General features: G+C 53.7%; 24 protein-coding genes and 1 other RNA gene. 12 read left to right on the top strand and 13 right to left on the bottom strand.

The genetic code is table 11. From position 1 onward, the window contains the following. Positions 1–7 precede the first annotated feature (7 nt). Complete coding sequence (apt, locus tag AL479_RS15320; RefSeq protein ID WP_061076667.1) at positions 8–559, bottom strand: adenine phosphoribosyltransferase; 552 nt, start codon at positions 557–559, stop codon at positions 8–10. Between the two features lie 262 nt (positions 560–821). Then, positions 822–1199 (bottom strand): DUF454 family protein, encoded by a 378-nt coding sequence (locus AL479_RS15315; RefSeq protein WP_061076666.1) that lies wholly within the window; start codon positions 1197–1199, stop codon positions 822–824. A 69-nt stretch (positions 1200–1268) separates the two neighbouring features. Between AL479_RS15315 and priC the strand changes: the two genes are divergently transcribed. Next, a complete protein-coding gene (gene priC, locus AL479_RS15310) occupies positions 1269–1796 on the top strand; it encodes a primosomal replication protein N'' (RefSeq protein ID WP_061076665.1) in 528 nt (175 codons plus the stop codon). 14 nt (positions 1797–1810) lie between these two features. Beyond that, entirely contained in the window at positions 1811–1972 is a 162-nt protein-coding gene (gene rsmS, locus AL479_RS15305; RefSeq protein ID WP_061076664.1) for a pleiotropic regulatory protein RsmS, read from the top strand. Between the two features lie 118 nt (positions 1973–2090). On the opposite strand, the gene mscK is transcribed toward rsmS, so the two are convergent. Further along, on the bottom strand, positions 2091–5450 hold the full coding sequence (gene mscK / locus AL479_RS15300) for a mechanosensitive channel MscK (protein ID WP_061076663.1): 3360 nt from the start codon (positions 5448–5450) through the stop codon (positions 2091–2093). A gap of 119 nt (positions 5451–5569) precedes the next feature. Next, positions 5570–6223 (bottom strand): multidrug efflux transporter transcriptional repressor AcrR, encoded by a 654-nt coding sequence (acrR, locus tag AL479_RS15290; RefSeq protein ID WP_061076662.1) that lies wholly within the window; start codon positions 6221–6223, stop codon positions 5570–5572. Positions 6224–6364: 141 nt separating this feature from the next. On the opposite strand from acrR, the gene acrA reads away from it, so the two are divergent. The 6 genes from acrA to AL479_RS15260 all read left to right on the top strand — a co-directional run bounded on the left by acrA (position 6365) and on the right by AL479_RS15260 (position 13175). Further along, on the top strand, positions 6365–7558 hold the full coding sequence (gene acrA, locus AL479_RS15285; protein ID WP_061076661.1) for a multidrug efflux RND transporter periplasmic adaptor subunit AcrA: 1194 nt from the start codon (positions 6365–6367) through the stop codon (positions 7556–7558). A gap of 22 nt (positions 7559–7580) precedes the next feature. Then, positions 7581–10730: an efflux RND transporter permease AcrB gene (gene acrB / locus AL479_RS15280; protein WP_061076660.1), complete on the top strand. Its 3150-nt coding sequence runs from the start codon at positions 7581–7583 to the stop codon at positions 10728–10730. 512 nt (positions 10731–11242) lie between these two features. Then, the gene (gene tomB / locus AL479_RS15275; RefSeq protein ID WP_042324455.1) at positions 11243–11617 is read left to right on the top strand and encodes an Hha toxicity modulator TomB; all 375 of its coding nucleotides are present in this window, start codon (positions 11243–11245) and stop codon (positions 11615–11617) included. Positions 11618–11644: 27 nt separating this feature from the next. Continuing rightward, a complete protein-coding gene (locus AL479_RS15270; RefSeq protein ID WP_001280991.1) occupies positions 11645–11863 on the top strand; it encodes an HHA domain-containing protein in 219 nt (72 codons plus the stop codon). 176 nt (positions 11864–12039) lie between these two features. Next, the gene (maa, locus tag AL479_RS15265; RefSeq protein WP_061076659.1) at positions 12040–12591 is read left to right on the top strand and encodes a maltose O-acetyltransferase; all 552 of its coding nucleotides are present in this window, start codon (positions 12040–12042) and stop codon (positions 12589–12591) included. Between the two features lie 113 nt (positions 12592–12704). Next, positions 12705–13175, top strand: coding sequence for a YlaC family protein (locus AL479_RS15260; protein ID WP_061076658.1), 471 nt, complete (start codon positions 12705–12707; stop codon positions 13173–13175). 51 nt (positions 13176–13226) lie between these two features. On the opposite strand, the gene ykgO is transcribed toward AL479_RS15260, so the two are convergent. Beyond that, positions 13227–13367 carry a type B 50S ribosomal protein L36 gene (ykgO, locus tag AL479_RS15255; protein WP_003859006.1) on the bottom strand — a complete coding sequence of 47 codons (141 nt, stop codon included), beginning with the start codon at positions 13365–13367 and terminating at the stop codon, positions 13227–13229. 222 nt (positions 13368–13589) lie between these two features. Between ykgO and AL479_RS15250 the strand changes: the two genes are divergently transcribed. Then, the gene (locus AL479_RS15250; protein ID WP_061076657.1) at positions 13590–15140 is read left to right on the top strand and encodes an EAL domain-containing protein; all 1551 of its coding nucleotides are present in this window, start codon (positions 13590–13592) and stop codon (positions 15138–15140) included. 39 nt (positions 15141–15179) lie between these two features. On the opposite strand, the gene AL479_RS15245 is transcribed toward AL479_RS15250, so the two are convergent. Together AL479_RS15245 and AL479_RS15240 are read right to left on the bottom strand one after the other, a co-directional pair. Beyond that, the gene (locus tag AL479_RS15245; protein ID WP_061076656.1) at positions 15180–15533 is read right to left on the bottom strand and encodes a DUF1428 domain-containing protein; all 354 of its coding nucleotides are present in this window, start codon (positions 15531–15533) and stop codon (positions 15180–15182) included. 82 nt (positions 15534–15615) lie between these two features. Then, positions 15616–16212, bottom strand: coding sequence for a YczE/YyaS/YitT family protein (locus AL479_RS15240; protein WP_061076655.1), 597 nt, complete (start codon positions 16210–16212; stop codon positions 15616–15618). Between the two features lie 84 nt (positions 16213–16296). Here AL479_RS15240 and AL479_RS15235 point away from each other — a divergent pair, with 84 nt between their 5' ends. Continuing rightward, positions 16297–17724: a PLP-dependent aminotransferase family protein gene (locus AL479_RS15235; protein WP_105291768.1), complete on the top strand. Its 1428-nt coding sequence runs from the start codon at positions 16297–16299 to the stop codon at positions 17722–17724. Here the strand turns inward: AL479_RS15235 and AL479_RS15230 are convergent. The 3 genes from AL479_RS15230 to ffs form a co-directional block, all read right to left on the bottom strand. Continuing rightward, entirely contained in the window at positions 17721–17939 is a 219-nt protein-coding gene (locus AL479_RS15230; RefSeq protein WP_043001564.1) for a hypothetical protein, read from the bottom strand. The genes AL479_RS15235 and AL479_RS15230 overlap by 4 nt on opposite strands. Beyond that, positions 17936–18187 (bottom strand): hypothetical protein, encoded by a 252-nt coding sequence (locus AL479_RS15225; RefSeq protein WP_061076654.1) that lies wholly within the window; start codon positions 18185–18187, stop codon positions 17936–17938. The genes AL479_RS15230 and AL479_RS15225 overlap by 4 nt, the downstream gene beginning before the upstream one ends. Before the next feature lie 199 nt (positions 18188–18386). Continuing rightward, an RNA gene (ffs, locus tag AL479_RS15220) (signal recognition particle sRNA small type) lies at positions 18387–18483 on the bottom strand. A gap of 162 nt (positions 18484–18645) precedes the next feature. Here ffs and AL479_RS15215 point away from each other — a divergent pair. Next, complete coding sequence (locus tag AL479_RS15215; protein ID WP_061077988.1) at positions 18646–18957, top strand: MGMT family protein; 312 nt, start codon at positions 18646–18648, stop codon at positions 18955–18957. Positions 18958–18988: 31 nt separating this feature from the next. Here AL479_RS15215 and AL479_RS15210 read toward each other — a convergent pair whose 3' ends face one another. After that, the gene (locus tag AL479_RS15210) at positions 18989–19558 is read right to left on the bottom strand and encodes a YbaY family lipoprotein (protein ID WP_044267638.1); all 570 of its coding nucleotides are present in this window, start codon (positions 19556–19558) and stop codon (positions 18989–18991) included. A gap of 212 nt (positions 19559–19770) precedes the next feature. Here AL479_RS15210 and tesB point away from each other — a divergent pair, with 212 nt between their 5' ends. Beyond that, the gene (gene tesB / locus AL479_RS15205; protein WP_061076653.1) at positions 19771–20634 is read left to right on the top strand and encodes an acyl-CoA thioesterase II; all 864 of its coding nucleotides are present in this window, start codon (positions 19771–19773) and stop codon (positions 20632–20634) included. 73 nt (positions 20635–20707) lie between these two features. Here the strand turns inward: tesB and amtB are convergent, their stop codons facing one another. After that, a complete protein-coding gene (gene amtB, locus AL479_RS15200) occupies positions 20708–21994 on the bottom strand; it encodes an ammonium transporter AmtB (protein ID WP_061076652.1) in 1287 nt (428 codons plus the stop codon). A 31-nt stretch (positions 21995–22025) separates the two neighbouring features. Continuing rightward, positions 22026–22364, bottom strand: a complete 339-nt coding sequence (gene glnK, locus AL479_RS15195; RefSeq protein ID WP_002891893.1) for a P-II family nitrogen regulator — start codon at positions 22362–22364, stop codon at positions 22026–22028. Positions 22365–22576: the final 212 nt, after the last annotated feature.

Genomic DNA, 22576 nt, shown 5'->3' with positions numbered 1-22576 from the left:
GCCTGAATCAGTGTCCCGGGAAAGGAACCAGGCTATAACAGTTGATGCCCTGCTGCGCCAGGCGCTGTTCGCCGCCGAGGTCAAACAGGTTGATGATGAACGCGGCATCGGTCACTTCGCCGCCCAGACGACGGATCAGTTTCACGGTCGCTTCAATCGTCCCGCCGGTTGCCAGCAGATCGTCAACCACCAGCACTTTATCACCGGCGTGGATCGCATCAACGTGGATTTCCAGTTGATCGGTGCCGTATTCCAGTTCGTAGCTTTCAGCGATCGTTTCACGCGGCAGCTTGCGCGGTTTACGCACCGGCACAAAGCCAACGCCCAGACCCAACGCTACCGGCGCGCCAAACAAAAAGCCGCGTGCTTCGGTACCGACAACTTTGGTGATGCCTGCATTTTTGTAACGCTCAACCAGCAATTCGATGCTGAGCGCGTAAGCTTTCGGATCTTCCAGTAAGCTGGTGACATCACGGAAAAGAATGCCCGGTTTCGGGTAGTCCTGAATGCTTTTAATGCTATTTTTGAGAAACTCAAGCTGCTGTGCAGTTGCGGTCATAAGTTTGTGCCTGATTAATACGGTGTTACTTCACGGCGCACTATACACTTCATCCTTCAGGCTGCCTCTTTGTTGGCTGCCATCATTCATCCCGGCCACTTACTGATGTAAGCTCAGGGATTCATTCAGTTGCCGCCTCGATGCACCTTCAAGGATAGTGTGTATATAGAAGGCCAACATTAATTTGACCCGGCGCGCCTGTGCTCGAAAACGGTCGAATTTACTGGCTACCGCCCTCAATTGCAACCGCGATTATTATGCTTCAGTGCTTTTGTTGCTTTTCGTCAATCACTGGTATTCGCCACATAAATATCAGCAGGCAGACCAGGATCACCAGCAGCAGGATCCGCACCCACCACATCGGGGTCAACCACAGCGATATGGCGAAGGTGATGAGGATCATTACGATCGCGCGGGGCTTAACGCCCGGCGGCATAGCCTTATATTTCTGCCAGAATCGCAAATAGCTGCCAAACCACGAGCGATAGAGTAACCAGTCATGGAAACGCGGCGATGAGCGGGCAAAGCACCAGGCAGCCAGCAGGATAAACGGTGTCGTCGGCAGTACAGGCAACACGACGCCCAGCGTCCCCAATACAACTGCCAGCCAACCCGTGATGATTAAAAGGATTCGTTGCATAATAAAGGCATATCGCAAACCAGAACGCTACTTTAGCATAACAGTTATCATTTTCATCGGAGTGTTACATTGAAAACCGCCATGCTGCTGCAAAAGCTGGAAGATCAGCTCGCCCTCCTGCGCCAACGCTGCGCGCCGGTGGCGCAGCATGCCACGATCAGCGCCCGCTTCGATCGCCATCTTTTTCAGACACGCAGTACCCTGCTCCAGGCCTGTCTGGAGGAAGCTGAAGGCCACCTTCAGGCGCTACGTCAGGCGGTTGAACAACAGCAATTGCCGCAAGTTGCCTGGCTGGCGGAACATCTGGCGTCGCAACTGGAAGCGATCTCCCGCGAAACCGCCAGTTGGTCGCTGCGGGAGTGGGACAGCGCCTCGCCGGGTCTGGCACACTGGCAGCGCAGACGCATCCAGCATCAGGAATTTGAGCGACGCCTGCAGGAAATGACCGCGCAACGCAAAGCGCGACTGGCTCAGGTCACCCGCCTGGACGAACAACAAACGCTGCAACGCGAAGTGGAAATCTATGAAGGTCGTCTGGCGCGCTGTCGTAAGGCGCTGGACAATATTGAACGTGTCCTGGCGCGTTTAACCCGCTAATCCCTGGAGACGCTATGTCACTTGAAAACGCCCCGGATGAGGTCAAACTGGCCGTCGATTTGATTGTGTTGCTGGAAGAAAACAATGTCGCCCCGGCTACCGTTTTGAAAGCGCTGGAAATGGTTAAGCGGGACTATGAAAAAAAAGTGGCTCAGACGGCTGACAAACCGGATTGAGTTTTGCCTGATGGCGCTGCGCTTATCAGGCCTACATTTCTGAGCGGGTATTGGATATTACCCTGTGTTGTAGGCCGGATAAGACGCAAGTGACGCCATCAGGCATGCGATCGTTTGATTAAACCGCAGGCGCCGGATCGTCGCCTTTGATCTCGCGTTTAACCTCTGTAACCTCATCGCCCTTCTCGTTGCGCAGATGCACTTCAAGCTGGTTAAAGGCGATATCAATGTTATTTTCGCGACACAGACGATCGATTGACCGGTTCAGTTCATCAACCGTGTGGCTACGATCGCGCAGCTCACGCACGTACAGACGCAGTTCGTGATCCAGGGTGCTGGCGCCGAAGGTGGTGAAGAACACCGCTGGCTCGGGATCGTGCATCACTTTCGGATGCTCCATCGCGGCCTGAAGCAGGACTTTCTTCACTTTATCCAGATCCGAACCGTAAGCCACGCCGAGGCGGATCACCAGACGAGTGGTGGTATCAGACAGCGACCAGTTGATCAGGCGCTCGGTTACAAACGCCTTGTTCGGGATGATCACCTCTTTACGATCGAAATCGGTAATGGTGGTCGCGCGGATACGGATCTTGCTGACGGTACCGGAGAACGTGCCGATCGTCACCGTATCGCCGATCCGCACCGGGCGTTCGAACAAAATGATCAAGCCCGAGACAAAGTTACCGAAGATCTCCTGCAAACCGAAACCGAGACCGACCGATAAGGCCGCCGCCAGCCACTGCAGTTTATCCCACGACACGCCGAGCGAACCGAAGACCGTCATCGCCCCGACGGCAATGATGATGTAGTTCAGGATCGTGGTGATGGCGTACGATGCGCCCTGGCGCATTTTGAGGCGCGACAGCACCAGCACTTCCAGCAGACCCGGCAGGTTGCGGATCAACGCCCAGGCCACCATCGAAGCGATAATGGCAAACAGCAGGCTGCCCATCGTCACGCTTTTCACTACCGCCGCGCCTGCTTCGGTGCCGTTATAGTGCCAGAGCGTAATGCTGTCGAGATAGCTGAACACGGTGATCAGATCGGACCAAATCGCCCAGAACACCACCGCAAACAGTGAAACCATCAGCAGCATCGTAATGCGTAATGTTTGCTGGTTCACCTGCTCCAGCGCGATGGTTGGTTCTTCCTGCGGTTCCGCCCCTTCGGCCCCCTCTTTCACCAGATTCTGACGACGCGCCAGCGCACGACGCCAGGCGATACGCCGCGCCGCGACGCTTAAACCGCGCAGCACCGTCTGATACAGCAGGTTCCAGATGATGACCAGATAAACGGTCTCAATCCAGCGGCCCGACAGGCGCAGCGTGGTGTAGAAGTAGCCGGTTGCCGTCAGCACCATCAGCGCAATCGGGATGATTGACAGGATGGTGATCGTCACCAGGCGCAGGCCATGCGACTCTTTATCACGCCAGCTTTCACGGCACATCGGCCACACCAGAAACGCGATCAGCAGCAGGTTGAGGAAAATCATCGCCTGCCCCAGCACATCGTCCATCAGATGCAGCGGAGAAAGCTCTGCCACGACGGACCAGAAGTGGAGTGGCAGTAGCGCCAGGCTGATGCGCACAATCTGGCGACGCCAGTGGCTGGTCAGTTGTGCAGGCATACCGAAATGGCGAATCGCCACCCCGTCTTTTTCGAGCACTTTCCAGCACAGTCCGAAGACCAGCCAGAAGATAGCCAGTTTTTTACTGAATGCCCACAGCAGATCGCTGATGTTTAACTGCATGGTCAGCAAAATCAGGCCGACAGCCAGAATCAGCAGGCACACCGGCAGTGCACGGATCAGATCGATCAGAATCGCTTTCGGTGTGTTTAGCTGACTGTCATTGCGCAGCGACCCCACCGCGGCGGCGAGTTTCTGCTGCCAGGCTTTCAGCCACTTCAGACGCCAGCGAATCAGCCCGGCAATCAGCAGTAGCGGCAGCCCGGCCAGGAAGGCGATAAACACCGCCGGCCACGCTTTTTCCCAGTTCACCGTGATTTTCATCGACTTGAACTGATCTTTCAGCGACTGCGGGAAGGCTTTGATCCAGTCCCAGTCCATTGGTCGGTTGCTGTTTACCCAGAAGATTTGCTGGGTCAGGATCTCTTTCAGGTTTTTCGAGACGCTCATTAACTGCTGCTGATTAATTTGCAGGTTAATGGCCATCATGAGCTGATTGCCCAACTGCTTATTAAGCTGGTCCAGCAGTTCACGGCGCATATCGACAACCTGCAACAGCGCATCGTGGACTTCGTCATTTACTTCGTTGCTGTGACCTTCTTCCAGCTTAGCCACGAACGCATCGTTCTGGAACAACGCGTCACGCTGTTGGTTAATTTCGAACTGCTCCAGACGCAGGTCCGCAATGCGGTTGGTCATGTCAGAGAGTTCATCCGCCGACGGCAGCGTTTGCTGCTGCTGATAGAGAATACGCGACAGCAGCAGGCTTCCCTTCAGCACCGCGATTTGTTCTTTAATATTGCGTTCGGATTGCAGCGCACGGTCCAGCCAGTTTTTGACTTTGATGTTTTGCTGCATCAGCGAGTTGCCATTTTCCGTCGCGGTGATCAGGCGCTGGCTGAGCTGATGATTGATTTCCAGCTCCTGTTTGACCAACGGATTGGCCTGGATCCGCGCGGTTTCATCCGGTGAAATGGCCTCCTGCGCCGTTTTTTCCGTTAAGGTCAGACGTTTACTGTTGACCGCTTCCTGCAGCAACTGCATCTGATGCTCGAGCCGGTTGCTGTTTGCGGTGACATAATCGCGCTGCTTTTGCAGAGTGTCCTGCAACACCGTATTGCCTTCCAGGCTTTTACGCTGTTGATCGATCTGGGCGTTCAGTAACGTTTGCTGGGCCTGTAAAAGCACCTGCTGAGTCGGTCGCAACGCCGCTTCGCCCACGTTGGTGCCGTCCAGTCGGTTGCGGATCTGCTGAAGCTGCTGAGAAGCCGTATACATCGCATTTTGTACGCGTTCGGGCTGCGTTTGCAGGGAGACCAACTGGCTGTTATAGGTGGCGAGATCGTTTTGCGCGTTCTGCAAATCATCCAGTACCTGCGCCACGCGCAGTTCTAACTGGCGTAATGAAAGCGTACTGAGCGTCTTACGCGTTTCATCATCATTATCCACATCGCTGAGGGCATTCAGGGCCTCTGTCGCCTGACGCATTTTTTCCGGCGCCTGCGCCACGCGCTGACGGAGCTGCGTCGTCTCGTCTTTCACCCGCTCGATTTTCTCCAGCGTTGCGATGGTCTCGACGAGATCCTGCTGAACCAGTTTATCCTGCGCGGAAAGGTCTTTTTGCTTATTGAGCGTATCCAGTTGGCTTTGCACCTCCGCCTTCGACGGCAGATCGCTGTTTGACGACGCGCGGGCAAGCGCCAAAGACTGGCAGGACAGCATTAAGATGAAAACAGCCACCGTGATAAAAACGAGGTGCTGTGCACGTTTATAGAGCTGCAACATAGTCATGTGAATGAAGGTTTCTGAACCGAAAAGACGACCGAAAATAGTCAACGAGCAAGAATATCACGGCTCTGTCAGACAGAATAGCGGCAGCGAAACCGTCCAGGATAATTCCTGGAGTGGCGTCAGGACACGGCGTCAGGCCCCGTCGACTGTAGCGTGGGGCAAAATGTTAACATTTCCAGCAACACGGCGACGTAATCCCGCGCTTCTTTTTTGAGATCAAACGATTGTGGAGCAAAAAGCCAGTTTTCCATCAGACCTGAAATCATGGCGCGCATGATCACCGCCGCCCGCCGCGTAATCAAATTTGCAGGCAACATTTTTGAATGAATACAATGGGCTAACGTTTGTTCGATCCGATCATAGCTTTCGAGACAGATGTTTCTTTGCGCCTGCTGGACTATAGTCATTTCTCCCACAAATTCACATTTGTGGAATATAATCTCCATCAATAAACGTCGCCGTTCTTCTGTCACGGTAGATTCAAGGAGATGAACGAGTATTTCTCTTAACACTGATAGTGGATCGTCGGGGAATTTTGCCTGATACTCAGTCTCAAGCTCACCAATACTGGATTCTGATAGTTCCCAGATTTCACTAAATAAATCCGACTTGTTTTTGAAATGCCAATAGATTGCACCGCGAGTAACGCCAGCGGCTTTTGCAATCTCCGCCAGCGAGGTGGAAGATACCCCTTGTTGCGAGAACAACCGTAGCGCTACATCCAGGATGTGTTGTCGTGTTTCCTGCGCTTGTTGTTTGGTTTTTCGTGCCATATGTCGGTGAATTTACAGGTGTTAGATTTACATACATTTATGGATGTATGTACCATAGCACGACGATAATATAAACGCAGCAATGGGTTTGTGGACTTTTGACCATTGATCAATTTGAAATCGGACACTCGAGGTTTACATATGAACAAAAACAGAGGGTTTACGCCTCTGGCGGTCGTTCTGATGCTCTCAGGCAGCTTAGCGCTTACAGGATGTGACGACAAACAGGCCCAACAAGGGGGCCAGCAGATGCCAGAAGTTGGGGTTGTGACGCTCAAAACCGAACCTCTACAGATCACAACTGAACTCCCGGGTCGCACCAGTGCTTTCCGTATTGCGGAAGTTCGTCCTCAGGTAAGCGGGATTATCCTGAAGCGTAATTTCGAGGAAGGTAGTGATATCGAAGCAGGAGTGTCTCTCTATCAGATTGATCCTGCGACGTATCAAGCCACTTATGAAAGCGCGAAAGGCGATCTGGCGAAAGCCCAGGCCGCTGCCAGCATCGCTCAGGTAACGGTTAACCGTTATAAAAAGCTGCTGGGCACGCAGTACATCAGTCAACAAGATTACGATCAGGCGCTGGCCGATGCGCAACAGGCGAATGCCGCTGTCGTTGCCGCGAAAGCCGCCGTTGAAACAGCGCGCATTAACCTGGCGTACACCAAAGTGACCTCTCCGATTAGCGGCCGTATTGGTAAATCTGCCGTGACGGAAGGCGCACTGGTGCAAAACGGTCAGGCGACAGCACTGGCAACCGTGCAACAGCTCGATCCTATCTATGTTGACGTGACGCAGTCGAGCAACGACTTCCTGCGTCTGAAACAAGAACTGGCTAACGGAACGTTGAAGCAGGAAAACGGCAAGGCGAAAGTCGAGCTGGTGACCAGCGATGGCATCAAATTCCCGCAGACCGGTACGCTTGAGTTTTCAGACGTGACCGTCGATCAGACCACCGGTTCTATCACCATCCGCGCCGTCTTCCCTAACCCGGATCACACTTTACTGCCGGGAATGTTTGTTCGCGCGCGTCTGGAAGAAGGAACCAACCCTACTGCGTTACTGGTACCACAACAAGGCGTGACCCGTACGCCGCGCGGTGATGCAACCGTGCTGGTTGTGGGCGCTGATGACAAAGTGGAAAGCCGTCAAATCGTGGCCAGTCAGGCGATTGGCGATAAATGGCTGGTGACCAGTGGTCTGAAATCAGGTGAACGCGTCATTATCAGTGGGCTGCAGAAAGTGCGTCCTGGTGCGCAGGTGAAAGCACAAGAGATTACCGCAGAGAACAACCAGCAAGCCGCTAGCGGTAGCCAGCCTGAGCAGTCTAAGTCTTAACTTAAACAGGAGCCGTTAAGACATGCCTAATTTCTTTATCGATCGCCCCATATTTGCATGGGTGATCGCCATTATCATCATGTTGGCAGGGGGGCTTGCGATCCTCAAGCTGCCGGTCGCGCAATATCCGACGATTGCGCCGCCCGCAGTGACGATCTCCGCAACCTACCCTGGTGCTGATGCCAAAACCGTGCAGGATACGGTCACGCAGGTTATCGAACAGAATATGAACGGTATCGATAACCTGATGTACATGTCCTCAAACAGTGACTCCACGGGTACCGTGCAGATCACCCTGACGTTTGAATCCGGTACGGATGCAGATATCGCGCAGGTTCAGGTGCAGAACAAACTGCAGCTGGCGATGCCGTTGCTGCCGCAGGAAGTACAACAACAGGGTGTAAGCGTTGAGAAGTCGTCCAGTAGCTTCCTGATGGTTGTCGGGGTTATCAATACCGACGGCACCATGACGCAGGAAGATATTTCGGATTACGTCGCCGCCAACATGAAAGACACCATCAGCCGTACTTCCGGCGTAGGTGACGTTCAGCTGTTTGGTTCGCAGTATGCGATGCGTATCTGGATGGACCCGACCGAACTCAACAAGTATCAGTTAACCCCGGTTGATGTCATTGCGGCCATCAAAGCGCAGAACGCCCAGGTCGCAGCCGGTCAGTTAGGCGGTACGCCGCCGGTGAAAGGCCAGCAGCTCAACGCATCGATTATTGCCCAGACCCGTCTGACGTCAACCGACGAGTTCGGCAAAATCCTGCTGAAAGTGAACCAGGATGGCTCTCAGGTTCGTCTGCGCGACGTCGCGAAAGTTGAACTGGGCGGCGAGAACTACGACATCATCGCGAAGTTCAACGGTAAACCGGCCTCCGGCCTGGGGATCAAACTGGCAACCGGTGCGAACGCGCTGGATACCGCCGCGGCGATCCGTGCCGAACTGGTGAAGATGGAACCGTTCTTCCCGTCAGGTCTGAAAATCGTTTACCCGTATGACACCACCCCGTTCGTGAAAATCTCTATTCACGAAGTGGTGAAAACGCTGGCGGAAGCGATCATCCTCGTGTTCCTCGTGATGTATCTGTTCCTGCAGAACTTCCGCGCGACGCTGATCCCGACCATTGCGGTGCCGGTCGTTCTGTTGGGGACCTTTGCGGTACTTGCCGCTTTTGGCTTCTCGATAAACACCCTGACGATGTTCGGGATGGTGCTCGCCATCGGCCTGTTGGTGGATGACGCCATCGTGGTGGTCGAGAACGTCGAACGTGTTATGTCCGAAGAGGGGTTACCGCCGAAGGAAGCCACGCGTAAATCCATGGGCCAGATTCAGGGCGCACTGGTGGGTATCGCGATGGTGCTGTCTGCGGTATTTATCCCGATGGCCTTCTTTGGTGGATCTACCGGTGCGATTTATCGTCAGTTCTCCATCACCATTGTGTCCGCAATGGCGCTGTCCGTACTGGTTGCGTTAATCCTGACGCCGGCGCTGTGCGCCACCATGCTTAAACCGGTTGCCAAAGGCGACCACGGTGAAGGCAAAAAAGGCTTCTTCGGCTGGTTTAACCGCATGTTCGATAAGAGCACGCACCATTACACCGACAGCGTGGGTAATATTCTGCGTAGCACCGGTCGTTATCTGCTGCTGTATCTGATCATCGTGGTCGGCATGGCGTTCCTGTTCGTCCGTCTGCCAAGCTCCTTCCTGCCGGACGAAGACCAGGGCGTATTCCTCAGCATGGCCCAGTTGCCTGCGGGTGCGACCCAGGAACGTACGCAGAAAGTGCTTGATGAGATGACCGACTACTTCCTTACCAAAGAGAAGAGCAACGTTGAATCGGTGTTTGCGGTTAACGGCTTCGGCTTTGCAGGTCGTGGTCAGAACACCGGTATCGCGTTCGTCTCGTTGAAAGACTGGGCTGACCGTCCGGGCGAAGAGAACAAGGTTGAAGCCATTACCCAACGCGCTTCTGCCGCCTTCTCGCAGATTAAAGACGCCATGGTATTCGCCTTTAACCTGCCCGCGATTGTGGAACTGGGTACCGCGACCGGTTTTGACTTCCAGTTGATTGACCAGGCGGGACTCGGTCACGACAAACTGACCCAGGCGCGTAACCAGTTGTTCGGCGAAGTGGCAAAACATCCGGATCTGCTGGTCGGCGTTCGTCCGAACGGTCTGGAAGATACGCCGCAGTTCAAGATTGATATCGACCAGGAAAAAGCACAGGCGCTGGGTGTTTCCATTAGCGACATTAATACCACGCTGGGTGCCGCATGGGGCGGAAGCTATGTGAACGACTTTATCGACCGTGGTCGTGTGAAGAAAGTTTACGTCATGTCCGAAGCCAAATACCGTATGTTGCCGGAAGATATCGGTAACTGGTATGTGCGCGGCAGCGATGGTCAGATGGTGCCGTTCTCCGCCTTCTCGTCCTCACGCTGGGAATACGGTTCACCGCGTCTGGAACGCTATAACGGTCTGCCTTCTATGGAGATCTTAGGTCAGGCGGCACCGGGTAAGAGTACCGGTGAAGCGATGGCGATGATGGAGCAGTTGGCCAGTAAGCTGCCATCCGGTATCGGCTACGACTGGACGGGGATGTCCTACCAGGAACGGCTGTCCGGTAACCAGGCCCCTGCCCTGTATGCCATCTCACTGATCGTCGTCTTCCTGTGTCTGGCGGCGTTGTATGAGAGCTGGTCTATTCCGTTCTCCGTAATGCTGGTGGTTCCGCTGGGGGTTATTGGTGCGCTGTTGGCGGCCACTTTCCGCGGCCTGACCAACGACGTTTACTTCCAGGTGGGCCTGCTCACAACCATTGGGTTGTCGGCGAAGAACGCGATACTGATCGTCGAATTCGCCAAAGATCTGATGGATAAAGAGGGCAAAGGCCTGATTGAAGCAACGCTGGATGCGGTTCGTATGCGTTTACGTCCGATCCTCATGACATCTCTGGCGTTCATTCTGGGCGTTATGCCACTGGTTATCAGCTCCGGTGCCGGTTCCGGCGCACAGAACGCCGTAGGTACTGGCGTAATGGGCGGGATGGTCACCGCAACGGTTCTGGCTATCTTCTTCGTCCCGGTCTTCTTTGTGGTGGTACGCCGCCGCTTCAGCCGGAAAAGTGAAGATATTGAACACAGCCATTCCGTAGAACATCGCTGATGCTCATCTGATAAAAGGCCGCGCAAGCGGCCTTTTTTTTCGAATGAAATCAGCAAAAGGGCTTATTGATACATTGTTGACTTTTGGTTGTGGATAATAAAGGTTATAATCCACAAGAGGATGAAGGCTATTTCTGGCCATTTGGCTTATGGCTTATTCCCTGCTTAATAACTCATTATTAAGACAATTCCTGGGGAGCATCCGTTTCTGGTTTCGTGCCGGAGGTAAGCGAAGAGGATGGAAAGAGAAGATAATCTGATGAATTTCAAAATAATCACGTAATTATCTCATTCCGGAATGGGTTGTCGGCATGCTATAATGAGAAAAATCTACAAACCTTCACTTTCTTTCGTATTACATTAATTGTAATTTTTCGTAATATAGCGATGAAATCTTTTTTAGAGTAGATTATAGTTAAATCATCAAGCGTAGAAGGCAAGTACCAGGTCAGTTAGTTGTACCCATCCCGAAAGGTGTTCGGTTAGTTCAAGCCACTAAGAAGGGGATGCGTTATGGATGAATACTCACCCAAAAGACATGATATAGCGCAGCTTAAATTTCTTTGTGAAACGCTTTATCACGACTGTCTTGCAAACCTTGAAGAAAGCAATCATGGCTGGGTTAACGACCCAACCTCGGCGATCAACCTTCAACTCAACGAACTGATAGAGCATATTGCAACCTTCGCACTTAATTATAAAATTAAGTATAATGAGGACAATAAGCTGATTGAGCAGATTGATGAATATCTGGACGACACATTTATGTTGTTCAGCAGTTATGGCATTAATGCGCAGGATCTGCAGAAATGGCGGAAATCAGGTAATCGCTTGTTCCGCTGCTTTGTGAATGCCACCAGAGCTAATCCTGTTAGTTTGTCTTGTTAAAAATTATTACAATCATAGGTAAGATTTATGTCCGATAAACCATTAACTAAAACTGATTATTTGATGCGTTTGCGACGCTGTCAGACAATTGACACGCTTGAGCGCGTGATCGAGAAAAATAAATATGAATTATCTGACAATGAACTGGCTGTATTTTACTCAGCCGCCGATCACCGTCTCGCAGAATTGACGATGAATAAACTTTACGACAAGATCCCCTCCTCCGTCTGGAAATTCATTCGTTAATTTGATTACTGAACATCAGGAAATACGGACGTTTTCCTGGAGGACATTTATCTTATTTGCAGTAACAATAGCATGACTATTGTGATTTCTGTCACGGTATGGCTCAGGGATCGTTCCCTGGTTAGCGCAGTCCCTCTACTGTATTGCCTCACTGGTGAACCGTCAGAGAGTGCAGAATGAGTGAAGAGAAGCGGAAAATGATAGCGGGTGAACGGTATCACCCGGCAGATGAGACCCTGCGCCATGACCGATTGCAGGCACGTCGGTTTGTTCACCGCTACAATCACACCGCCCCGGATGAAAAGGCCGAACGACTGGCTATTCTCCACGCCCTGTTAGGCCAGTGCGACCGGCCTTACATCGAGCCGTCATTCCGCTGTGACTACGGTTATAATATCTTCCTGGGTAAAGCATTTTACGCCAACTTCGACTGCGTCATGCTTGACGTCTGCCCCATTCATATTGGTGATAACTGCATGCTGGCTCCCGGCGTGCATATCTATACCGCCACGCACCCGCTGGATGCGACAGAGCGCAATAGCGGACTGGAATTCGGCAAACCCGTCACGATTGGCAATAATGTCTGGATTGGTGGGCGTGCAGTCATTAATCCCGGCGTCAGCATTGGTGACAATGTGGTGGTTGCCTCCGGCGCCGTCGTGACCAAAAGCGTACCCGCTAACGTCGTGGTGGGTGGTAATCCGGCTCGGATTATTAAAACACTGTAAATAGAATTGTAACTGTTATGCTAAATTGTGGTTAATCTGTTACTTTTTTCACGCTAATCGCCCACTTAAAATAGGGCGTTCCCCTGTAAGTAGCGAAATCACGAAGGCAAAAAATGACAGAAATACAACGCCTGCTCACTGAAACCATCGACGAACTGAACGTGCGTGAGAAGCGCGATAATAAGCCCCGCTTTAGCATCAGCTTTATTCGCAAACATCCTGGTTTGTTTATTGGGATGTATGTTGCATGGTTTGCGACGCTGGCAGTCATGCTGCAATCAGAAACGCTGGTCGACTCCGTCTGGCTGCTGGTGGTGCTGTTTGTCATCCTCAACGGTTTTTTCTTTTTTGATGTCGCCCCGCGCTATCGCTATGAAGATATCGACGTGCTGGATTTCAGAGTGTGTTACAACGGCGAATGGTACAACACCCGGTTTGTGCCTTCCGCGCTGATTAGCACCATCCTTCACTCCCCCCGTGTTGACGATGAACGCAAAGCGCAATTACAGAAGATGTTGACGCGTAAGGGCGAACTGTCGTTTTACGATATCTTCACCATTGCCCGCGCGGAAGCCACGCCATAACCGATTGGTGTTGCCGGATAGACTTTCTCTCTATCCGGCCCCCCCTTCTCCCTAACGCCGTTTTTTCCTTCCCTGTACCGCTTTAAAACGCGGGTTGCTCTTACAAATCACATATAAACGCCCTTTCCGTTTTACTATCTGACAGTCCGGATGGCGCTGCTTTGCGCTACGTAATGAATTCAAGACCTGCATGGTATCCTCTTCACCTCAAAAGTAATGTTATAATATAACATTACTTTATCGCTGAACGCACGACAGTTCAATCCTTTCTGCATTAACGCCCATTTTTTCGCTGTGCAGATGGCGAAAATTCACACTCCCCTCAAAAAAATCGGCAGATTAACGACATCATTTACAGGGCTTTTTTCCCGATCGGATATACTTTCTCTACAATGCGTTATTAAGGATATTTGCGTGAGAACACGACATCTGGTCAGTCTGGTGACAGGAGTGCTTATCCTCGCCGTGTTGGTTCCGGTCGGTTTGAGTGTTTGGCTCGCTCATCGCCAGGTCGAGAAGAAATTCATCGAGGAACTGGATACCTACTCATCGCGCGTTTCTGAACGTACTGAACGCGTGGTAGCCCAGGCAAAACAGGCATTGCAGCAGATTAGCGCCGTGAATAGCGCGCCTTGCTCGCGTGAACACTTACTGGCGATGCGGAGACTCTCCTTCAGCTATCGTTATGTCCAGGAAGTGCTGTATCTGCGCAACAACATGCCGGTTTGCTCATCCCTGGAGCAGGAAAGTTATACTTCGGCCTTCCCTCCGCCCATGAAAATCACTAACGATGGCTACCGCGCCTGGTTTACCGCGCATAACGATCTGGGGATCGAGCGCTACATGGCAGCACTGGGCTATGGCGACTATATCGTGATGATTGATCCCGCCTCTTTTATCGACGTGGTTCCTTTTGGCGCCTGGCAGATCGATGTCGCGATTATTGGCGTAAAACACAATACCGTCATTGCCAGCAGCAGCGCGCTCGCACCGAATATTCTGCAATTTACTCAGGAAACCACGCCTCGCCACCTGGAAAGCCATGGCATTATTTATGAAATTCGCCCTTTCCCGGAGATGGGCATTACCATTGTCAGTTGGGCGTCGACCCTCCCACTACAAAAAATTTGGTACCGGCAGGCGCTGATCTGGGTTCCCGCCGGCACGCTGATCGGTCTGCTGGCCGCCGCCTTTATTCTGCGCATTCTGCGCCGTCTCCAGTCTCCCCATCACCGATTGCAGGATGCCATCAATAACCGGGACATTAAGGTTCACTACCAACCCATTATTTCGTTATCCACCGGGAAAATCGTCGGGGCTGAAGCGCTGGCACGCTGGCCGCAAACCGACGGCAGCTACCTGTCACCCGACATTTTTATCCCCCTGGCCGAACAGACCGGGCTTACCGAACCACTCACTCGTTTAATTATCGAAACGGTGTTTGAGGATATGGGGCAATGGCTGAAGCAGCATCCCGAACAGCATATTTCCATTAATATTGAAGCGGCGGATCTCGCCTCTGAAAAGCTCCCGACGTTGCTCAGTAAACTGCTTAACCGGTATCAGCTTGCCCCCTCACAGATAGCTCTGGAACTGACGGAACGGGGATTTGCCGATCCGAAAACCAGTTCACCCATTGTCGCCCGCTACCGTAAGGCGGGACATGCCATCTATATTGATGATTTTGGCACCGGCTATTCCAGCCTCAGCTATTTGCAGAATCTGGACGTGGATATCCTGAAAATCGACAAATCGTTTGTCGATGCCCTGGAGTACAAAAACGTGACGCCGCATATCATCGAAATGGCCAAAACACTGAAGCTGAAAATGGTGGCGGAAGGGATTGAAACGGCTAATCAGGAAGACTGGCTGCGCCAGCACGGCGTCCACTACGGGCAGGGCTGGCTTTACAGCAAAGCGCTGCCCAAAGAAGCATTTATTCTGTGGGCGGAAAAACGCTTATAACGCGGAGATGGCTGGCGGCACGCCGCACAGCCAGTCACGCTAGTCGTCGATAATGGGTGAGAATCCGCCGTAAATCATGCGTTTACCATCAAACGGCATCGACTCGCCGAACGCTTTCATGCGCGGATCGGTCATCATCTTCTGATTCGCCGCATCCCGCACCTCTTTTGACGGGTATTCAATCCAGCTGAATACCACTTCTTCGTGCTCCTCGGCTTTCACCGCCATACGAAAATCGGTGAGTTTGCCATCGGGCACATCCTCGGCCCAGCATTCCACAATGCGGAGCGCGCCAAATTCCTTGAACAGCGGTGCTGCTTTTGCCGCCATCGCCTTATAAGCCTCCTTGTTTTCGGCAGGTACGGCAAGGACAAATCCATCCACGTACTTCATGAGAAAAACCTCCGAAGTCCACCGCGCGGCAAGCCAATTCCAGCCGCGTCAGTCGTGAATAAGTTTAGTCGTCCTCTCCGGTCTATGCCGTCTGAATCCGCGCCCGGGGTTTGTAGCGAAACCACGGCAGGCAGATCTGGATCAGAGGCCCAATCGCCAGCGCATACAGCACGGTTCCGACGCCAAGCGTACCGCCGAGCAGCCAACCACTCAGTAAAACAGAAACTTCAATCGCCGTTCGAATCGTACGCACCGACCATCCCGTGCGGGCGTGAATACCGGTCATCAGACCGTCTCTCGGCCCGGCGCCAAAACCCGCACCAATGTACATCCCCGTCGCCAGGGCGTTCACCACCACGGCCGCCACCAGCATAAGGCTACGCACGACGAGGGAGGAAAACGCCGGCATCACCGCCAGCGCGGCATCGGCGGCAAGTCCGATCACAATCACGTTACTGAGGGTGCCCAGCCCAGGACGTTGACGCAGGGGGATCCACAGCAAAAGGACCAGCGCACCGACAATAATCATCACCACGCCAATCTTCATCGACAACAGATTCGCCAGCCCCAGATGGAACACGTTCCACGGATCGGCACCTAAATCCGCGCGCACAAACATCGCGGTGGATACCCCATACAGAGCCAACCCAAAATAAAGTTGAACCAGACGACGCCCCATTTTCACCCTCCCCGTTCAGATAGCCTTCATCATCGCTGTAATTGGCACTATGATTAATGACCAGTTTTGAAAAAGTGGACTGCAATGTCATCACGTCGTTATGGAAGTCAATCTCTCCAGCGCCTGCTTGGGCACTGGCAGGACAGCGCTGCGAGAACCCCGCTCTGGCGGCAACTGGCAGAAGCGTTGCGTCTGCTGATCCTCGACGGGCGCCTGGCGCTCGACAGCCGTTTGCCCGGAGAACGCGAACTGGCTACGGTACTCGACGTCAGCCGGACCACCGTGGCCAGCGCGCTGGCGCAATTGCGGGAAGAGGGATATCTGGAGAGTCGGCACGGCAGTGGGTCGCGCGTGGTTTTGCCGGGTCATATCCGCGAAGTGCCGACGCGCACCGGTACCACGATGGCGTTGGATCTCTCCACCGCTGCCCTCAGTGCGGGGCCTGAAATCCATCAGGCTTATCAACAGGCGCTGGTTGCGATGCCGCCGCATTTGCTGACGTCGGGCTATCAACCGCAGGGATTACTCTGCTTGCGAGAATCGCTCGCCCGTCATTACTGCGCGCGAGGCCTTCCGACAACGGCGGATGACATCATGGTGGTCAACGGCGCGGTCAGTGGTCTGGCGCTGATCCTGCGCTTATTGACCGGCCCCGGCGATCGGGTAGTGGTCGATCATCCGACGTACCCGCTGGCGATTGCGGCCATTCAGGGCGCCTCCTGTCGACCGGTGGGCGTGTCATTACCCGAACAGGGCTGGGATACAGCCGGACTGGCAGCAACCATCGCCCAGACCTCACCGAGAATGGCCTATCTGATGCCGGATTTTCACAATCCCACCGGGCGGTGTATGGATGATGAGACGCGGCAAGTCATCGCGGATATCGCTGCCCGCACACGTACAACGCTGGTGATTGACGAAACGATGGTGAACCTCTGGTACGACGCCCCACCGCCACCGCCGCTGGCGACGTATCACCGCGACGCCCCGGTAATTATGCTGGGTTCGGCCGGCAAGAGCTTCTGGGGAGGACTGCGTCTGGGCTGGGTGCGTGCGCCATCTCGTACTATCGCCGCGCTGGTGCAAACGCGGGATACGGTCGATTTGGGCTCACCGATCATCGAACAACTTGCCACCACGTGGCTACTGGATAATGCCGATTCATTTTTGCCGCAGCGCAGACAACAGCTCGCCGCGCGGCGCGCACTCTGCGACACGCTGATGCGCAAGCACTTTCCCGAGTGGCGCTATCAGCAACCACAGGGCGGATTATCCTTCTGGGTAGAACTGCCGGATACGCTGGCGACGCTTTTCGCCACGCGAGCGGAAAGCGTCGGGATTCAACTCGGAACAGGCACCCGCTTTGGGCTCGCGGGCGCATTTGATCGTTTCTTACGTATGCCGTTTGCCTTGCCGGAAGAGCCTCTGCGCGCGGCATTTAACACCCTGGAACCGATCTGGGAAACACTGCGTCTGCAGTCCGGCAGCGGTAAGGTGCGTAAGATTATTTAATGCTGACGAGGAACCGGAAAACCCTTGAGGGAAATCACAAAGTTATCTCCCTCTTTCTTTATTTTGGCGCCGGCATCGCACCAGTCTGAGGCAATGCGAAAAAATTCATCGCTGCCGACGTTCCAGCTCAGACAAACATGCTTAACATAACCCGAGCGGAGCAGTTCACAGGCTTCGCCATAGTTACTGGCGATAGAGAGCGTTTGCTGTTTCATTTTTTCTTCTTCAGTAGTCTGCGCAATGCTTTGATTTCTTTAGGAGTCAGTGGCTCAACAAACGACTCTTCCGTGTGTTGGCTATCGATATCGCCAGCCGAGACCCCCGCCTCTGCCGCAACGTCGAAGGCAATCAGCAGCAGTTTTTCTGTCGTGATGCTTAAATTCTCATTATTCAGTTCAGCGTAATGACGCAGTTTTTCTTTTAACGTCTCATCAATTTTGACATTCAGTACTGCAGTAGCCATCGTAAGGATCCTTGTGGACAGGCAAAAGCACGGTTCCGGCGACGACAGGATCGCCATGGCGTGATAAGAGAATTGAGCGCCAGGATTTAACATCCCAAAAACACTCTGCCAGCATTTGATGACAAAAAAATGACAAAACTATGACAACGACAAGAAGAAAAACGAAGATGTGATGCCGGATGGCACAAATGGGTGGGGGCCCTGCCAGCTACATCCCGGCACACGCGTCATCTGCCTTGGCTGCTTCCTTCCGGACCTGACCTGGTAAACAGAGTAGCGTTGCGGGAGAACCAACAGAGCCCCCATTGAGAGCGTTGTTAACCAACGCGCAGGCGCATTATCACTGCTGCCCCCTGTAATTGCAAGCTATCGGCGGTCAGATGCTGGTTTCTTGCGCAATGGAACTTCCCGCGCCCGCCATTCCAGATTATGCTGAAGGATTACCGCAGGAAGAGACCATGGACAGACAAGACACTTTCCCTCAGCGCGTCTGGCAAATTGTTGCCTCCATTCCCGAAGGCTGTGTCACCACTTATGGCGACGTCGCAATGCTCGCAGGCTCTCCGCGTGCGGCCAGACAGGTCGGCGGCGTTCTCAAACGTTTACCTGAAGGCAGCACCCTGCCCTGGCATCGGGTGGTGAATCGGCACGGCGCGATTTCACTCACCGGTCCAGATCTACAGCGACAACGGCAGGCATTACTGGCGGAAGGTATTGTGGTGTCCGGGAGCGGGCTGATCGATTTACAGCGGTATCGCTGGAATTATTGACCCTCTCCGGGTGGAGAGGGTCAGACAGGCCTTAGTACTGCGTCGGGGCAGGCACCGCTGAAGACGGGTTGACCTGCGTTGGCGAGGTTGAAGGCACTGTCGTCGCTGCCCCACCGCTTGCCTGCACAGGAACTTCCGTCTGCTGGACCGGTACCAGAGTCAGATCGGCTTTCGTGCCGCCCTGGTTGATGACCGGCTGAACGGTATCGGTAATAAACACCAGTTTGTCATTCACCGTAATTGCCGCACTCAGCAGAATGCGGGCATTCGGCTGCACGTCAGCCGGGTTAAACGGCAGAACGAAGCTGAATGGCGCCTGTTTCCCTTCGGTACGAACCGCTTTCTGGGACAGAACTTTCGACGGGGCGTCGGCGAGCGACGCATCCGACAGGGTCACGGTCAGCACGGCGTCAGGCGGCAATGCCACTTTCTGACGGATCCATACGGTACCCGAGACATTAGGTTGCTGAATAGCAGGCTGTGTGGCCGTTGCTGAAGTGTTTGGGTTCGGCGCTGGCGTCTGGATATCCGCGCTTTTATCCGCGCAGGCAGCCAGAGCAACCGCAACCGCTAAACCACTTACCATGTGCATGAGCTTCATTAAATTCTCCTTATCATCTCTGCACCAGCGGGTTTTCCTCCCGCCGGAAGAGTGGTTAACAAAAACGTAACGTAGCTAAGTGTGGCACATATCACTTATTTTTGCCTGGAATTGGCCAGTTTTTCAGACTATTGCACCCATCGGACCACTTCCAAAATTGCGTTATACTCTGCCTATCTCGCTTCGGCGTCGTTGTTACCTGGAGAGCATGTATGAGTCAGGCACTGAACAATTTGCTGACATTGTTGAATCTGGAAAAAATTGAGGAAGGACTCTTTCGGGGCCAAAGTGAAGACTTAGGGTTGCGCCAGGTTTTTGGTGGACAGGTCGTCGGTCAGGCGCTATATGCGGCGAAAGAAACGGTACCGGAAGAACGCCTGGTCCACTCGTTTCACAGCTATTTTTTACGCCCTGGCGATAGTCAGCGACCGATTATTTATGACGTGGAAGTCCTGCGCGACGGCAACAGCTTCAGCGCCCGCCGCGTTGCCGCTATCCAGAACGGGAAGCCTATCTTTTATATGACTGCCTCCTTCCAGGCGCCGGAGCCCGGTTTCGAACATCAAAAAACCATGCCGCACGCCCCCGCGCCGGAAGGATTAACATCAGAAACCGACATTGCCCGGACAGTCGCGCATCTGCTGCCACCGATTTTAAAAGATAAATTTCTCTGCGATCGCCCGCTGGAAGTACGTCCCGTTGAGTTTCATAACCCGTTAAAAGGCCATGTGGCAGAACCCACGCGCCAGGTGTGGATCCGCGCGAATGGTGCGTTGCCCAACGACATTCGCGTCCATCAGTATCTGTTGGGCTACGCCTCCGATCTCAATTTCCTGCCCGTTGCCCTGCAACCTCACGGCATTGGTTTCCTGGAAAAAGGGATTCAGATTGCCACGATCGATCATTCCATGTGGTTCCACCGTCCGTTTGATTTGAATGAATGGCTGCTGTACAGCGTGGAAAGCACGTCGGCCTCCAGCGCGCGCGGATTTGTCCGCGGCGAGTTTTACACGCAGGATGGCAAACTGGTGGCCTCGACAGTGCAGGAAGGGGTGATGCGTAATCACAACGAATAAAAAGCCGGATGGCATGGTTGCGCATCCGGCGGTATCCCGCGTTGCCCGGTTACGTTAACCGGGCATCTTTCTGTTATGCGTTGTAGGCATTCTCGCCGTGGCTGTTCACATCCAGCCCTTCGCGCTCTTGCTCTTCCGGTACGCGCAGACCGACGGTCATATCCGCCAGCTTGTAGCCGATGAAGGCCACGACGCCAGACCAGACGATCGTGATGGCGATGCTCTCAAGCTGCACCAGCAACTGATGCCCCATCGTCACCCCTTCCGCAAAACCCACACCGCCCAGCGCGCTTGAGGCAAAGACCCCGGTAAGAATACAACCGACAATCCCGCAGACGCCGTGAACGCCGAACACATCACACGGGTCATCAACACGCAGCAGACGTTTGAGCATGGTCACGCCCCACAGCCCGGCCACGCCAGCCACCACGCCAATGATTAACGCGCCGCCGACACCGATGTAACCACAGGCAGGCGTTACGCCAACCAGACCGGCAATCGCCCCCGAGCATGCGCCCAACAGAGACGGTTTACCGCGCAGCGCCCACTCGCCGAAGATCCAGCCGAGAATCGCGGCGGCCGTGGCAACAACGGTGTTCACAAAGGCCAGCGCGGCAATTTCGTTCGCCGTCCCTGCGGAACCGGCGTTAAAGCCGAACCAACCAATATAGAGGATCGCCGTACCGGTAAAGACCATCGGCAGGTTATGCGGTTTGAACGCCTCTTTGCCGAAGCCCACACGTTTGCCAATCAGGTAGGCCCCCACCAGGCCAGCAATGGCGGCGTTGATATGCACGACGGTACCGCCGGCAAAGTCCAGCGCACCGTGCGATCCCAACAGGCCGCCGCCCCACACCATATGGGCAATCGGAATGTAGGAGAGGGTCAGCCAGACCACCACGAAGATCAGAACGGCAGAGAAACGAATGCGTTCCGCCAGCGAACCGACGATCAGACCGACGGTAATACAGGCAAACGATCCCTGGAAAGCAACGTGAATATACTGGTAGATACTGCCCATTACGGCGGTCAGTTCAATGTTTTTCAACATCACCCAGTTGAAGTTACCGAAGAAGCTGTTCCCTTCGCCGAACGCCAGTGAATAGCCAAACACCACCCACATGATGCACACCAGCGCAAAGGTGACGGTGACCTGCGTCAGCATCGACAGGACGTTCTTCCCGCGGATCAAACCGCCGTAGAACAGAGCGATACCCGGAATGGTCATAAACAGCACCAGCGCAGTACAAATCATCATAAAGGCGTTATCGGCTTTATCCGCCACTGCCGGAGCAGCCATCGCGAGACCTGGCAGCAGCGCCAGCGAAGCAAGGCCCGTTTTCATCGTTGCTATCTTCATTTTGTCGTTTCCCGTTACTGTGTGCCAGGCTTTACAGCGCCGCTTCGTCAGCTTCGCCGGTGCGAATACGAATGACGCGTTGCAGCTCCGCGACGAAAATTTTGCCGTCGCCAATTTTTCCGGTGTAGGCCGCCTTGCTGATGACATCGATCACTTCATCCAGTTGGTCGTCGGCAATGGCCACATCAATCTTCACTTTAGGCAGGAAGTTGACGCTGTACTCTGCACCCCGATATAACTCGGCATGACCCTTCTGACGTCCGAACCCTTTCACTTCGGTGACGGTCAGCCCTTGAATACCAATAGAAGAGAGCGCTTCGCGAACGTCTTCCAGTTTGAACGGTTTGATTACCACGGTAACCAGCTTCATAGATCCCCTCCAGTCAGAATTCGGCATATGGTGCGACTACACGACTGAGGTATTGCAAGGGGTATGCCAGAATTGAAAAAGCGGAGCCGATGTCTGTTCTACAGGCCGTCTGGCGGGCAATTCAGAAAGGAAAACGGAGCGGGAAAAGAAAAACGCACCATGACAGTGCATGATGCGTTACATTTTTGCACCACCGCCGAAGCGACCCGGCA

It is taken from the genome of Citrobacter amalonaticus, assembly GCF_001559075.2.
GTDB lineage: Bacteria > Pseudomonadota > Gammaproteobacteria > Enterobacterales > Enterobacteriaceae > Citrobacter_A > Citrobacter_A amalonaticus_F.
Note: the sequence above shows the minus strand (reverse complement) of the source record. Positions and strands in the feature narration are given on the sequence as shown.

What these genes read in the sequence shown, in the direction of transcription:
- apt (WP_061076667.1), bottom strand. Translation starts at nt 559, where the DNA reads ATGACCGCAACTGCACAGCAGCTTGAGTTTCTCAAAAATAGCATTAAA.
- AL479_RS15315 (WP_061076666.1), bottom strand. Translation starts at nt 1,199, where the DNA reads ATGCAACGAATCCTTTTAATCATCACGGGTTGGCTGGCAGTTGTATTG.
- rsmS (WP_061076664.1), top strand. Translation starts at nt 1,811, where the DNA reads ATGTCACTTGAAAACGCCCCGGATGAGGTCAAACTGGCCGTCGATTTG.
- mscK (WP_061076663.1), bottom strand. Translation starts at nt 5,450, where the DNA reads ATGACTATGTTGCAGCTCTATAAACGTGCACAGCACCTCGTTTTTATC.
- acrR (WP_061076662.1), bottom strand. Translation starts at nt 6,223, where the DNA reads ATGGCACGAAAAACCAAACAACAAGCGCAGGAAACACGACAACACATC.
- acrA (WP_061076661.1), top strand. Translation starts at nt 6,365, where the DNA reads ATGAACAAAAACAGAGGGTTTACGCCTCTGGCGGTCGTTCTGATGCTC.
- acrB (WP_061076660.1), top strand. Translation starts at nt 7,581, where the DNA reads ATGCCTAATTTCTTTATCGATCGCCCCATATTTGCATGGGTGATCGCC.
- tomB (WP_042324455.1), top strand. Translation starts at nt 11,243, where the DNA reads ATGGATGAATACTCACCCAAAAGACATGATATAGCGCAGCTTAAATTT.
- AL479_RS15270 (WP_001280991.1), top strand. Translation starts at nt 11,645, where the DNA reads ATGTCCGATAAACCATTAACTAAAACTGATTATTTGATGCGTTTGCGA.
- maa (WP_061076659.1), top strand. Translation starts at nt 12,040, where the DNA reads ATGAGTGAAGAGAAGCGGAAAATGATAGCGGGTGAACGGTATCACCCG.
- AL479_RS15260 (WP_061076658.1), top strand. Translation starts at nt 12,705, where the DNA reads ATGACAGAAATACAACGCCTGCTCACTGAAACCATCGACGAACTGAAC.
- ykgO (WP_003859006.1), bottom strand. Translation starts at nt 13,367, where the DNA reads ATGCAGGTCTTGAATTCATTACGTAGCGCAAAGCAGCGCCATCCGGAC.
- AL479_RS15245 (WP_061076656.1), bottom strand. Translation starts at nt 15,533, where the DNA reads ATGAAGTACGTGGATGGATTTGTCCTTGCCGTACCTGCCGAAAACAAG.
- AL479_RS15240 (WP_061076655.1), bottom strand. Translation starts at nt 16,212, where the DNA reads ATGGGGCGTCGTCTGGTTCAACTTTATTTTGGGTTGGCTCTGTATGGG.
- AL479_RS15235 (WP_105291768.1), top strand. Translation starts at nt 16,297, where the DNA reads ATGTCATCACGTCGTTATGGAAGTCAATCTCTCCAGCGCCTGCTTGGG.
- AL479_RS15230 (WP_043001564.1), bottom strand. Translation starts at nt 17,939, where the DNA reads ATGAAACAGCAAACGCTCTCTATCGCCAGTAACTATGGCGAAGCCTGT.
- AL479_RS15225 (WP_061076654.1), bottom strand. Translation starts at nt 18,187, where the DNA reads ATGGCTACTGCAGTACTGAATGTCAAAATTGATGAGACGTTAAAAGAA.
- AL479_RS15215 (WP_061077988.1), top strand. Translation starts at nt 18,646, where the DNA reads ATGGACAGACAAGACACTTTCCCTCAGCGCGTCTGGCAAATTGTTGCC.
- AL479_RS15210 (WP_044267638.1), bottom strand. Translation starts at nt 19,558, where the DNA reads ATGAAGCTCATGCACATGGTAAGTGGTTTAGCGGTTGCGGTTGCTCTG.
- tesB (WP_061076653.1), top strand. Translation starts at nt 19,771, where the DNA reads ATGAGTCAGGCACTGAACAATTTGCTGACATTGTTGAATCTGGAAAAA.
- amtB (WP_061076652.1), bottom strand. Translation starts at nt 21,994, where the DNA reads ATGAAGATAGCAACGATGAAAACGGGCCTTGCTTCGCTGGCGCTGCTG.
- glnK (WP_002891893.1), bottom strand. Translation starts at nt 22,364, where the DNA reads ATGAAGCTGGTTACCGTGGTAATCAAACCGTTCAAACTGGAAGACGTT.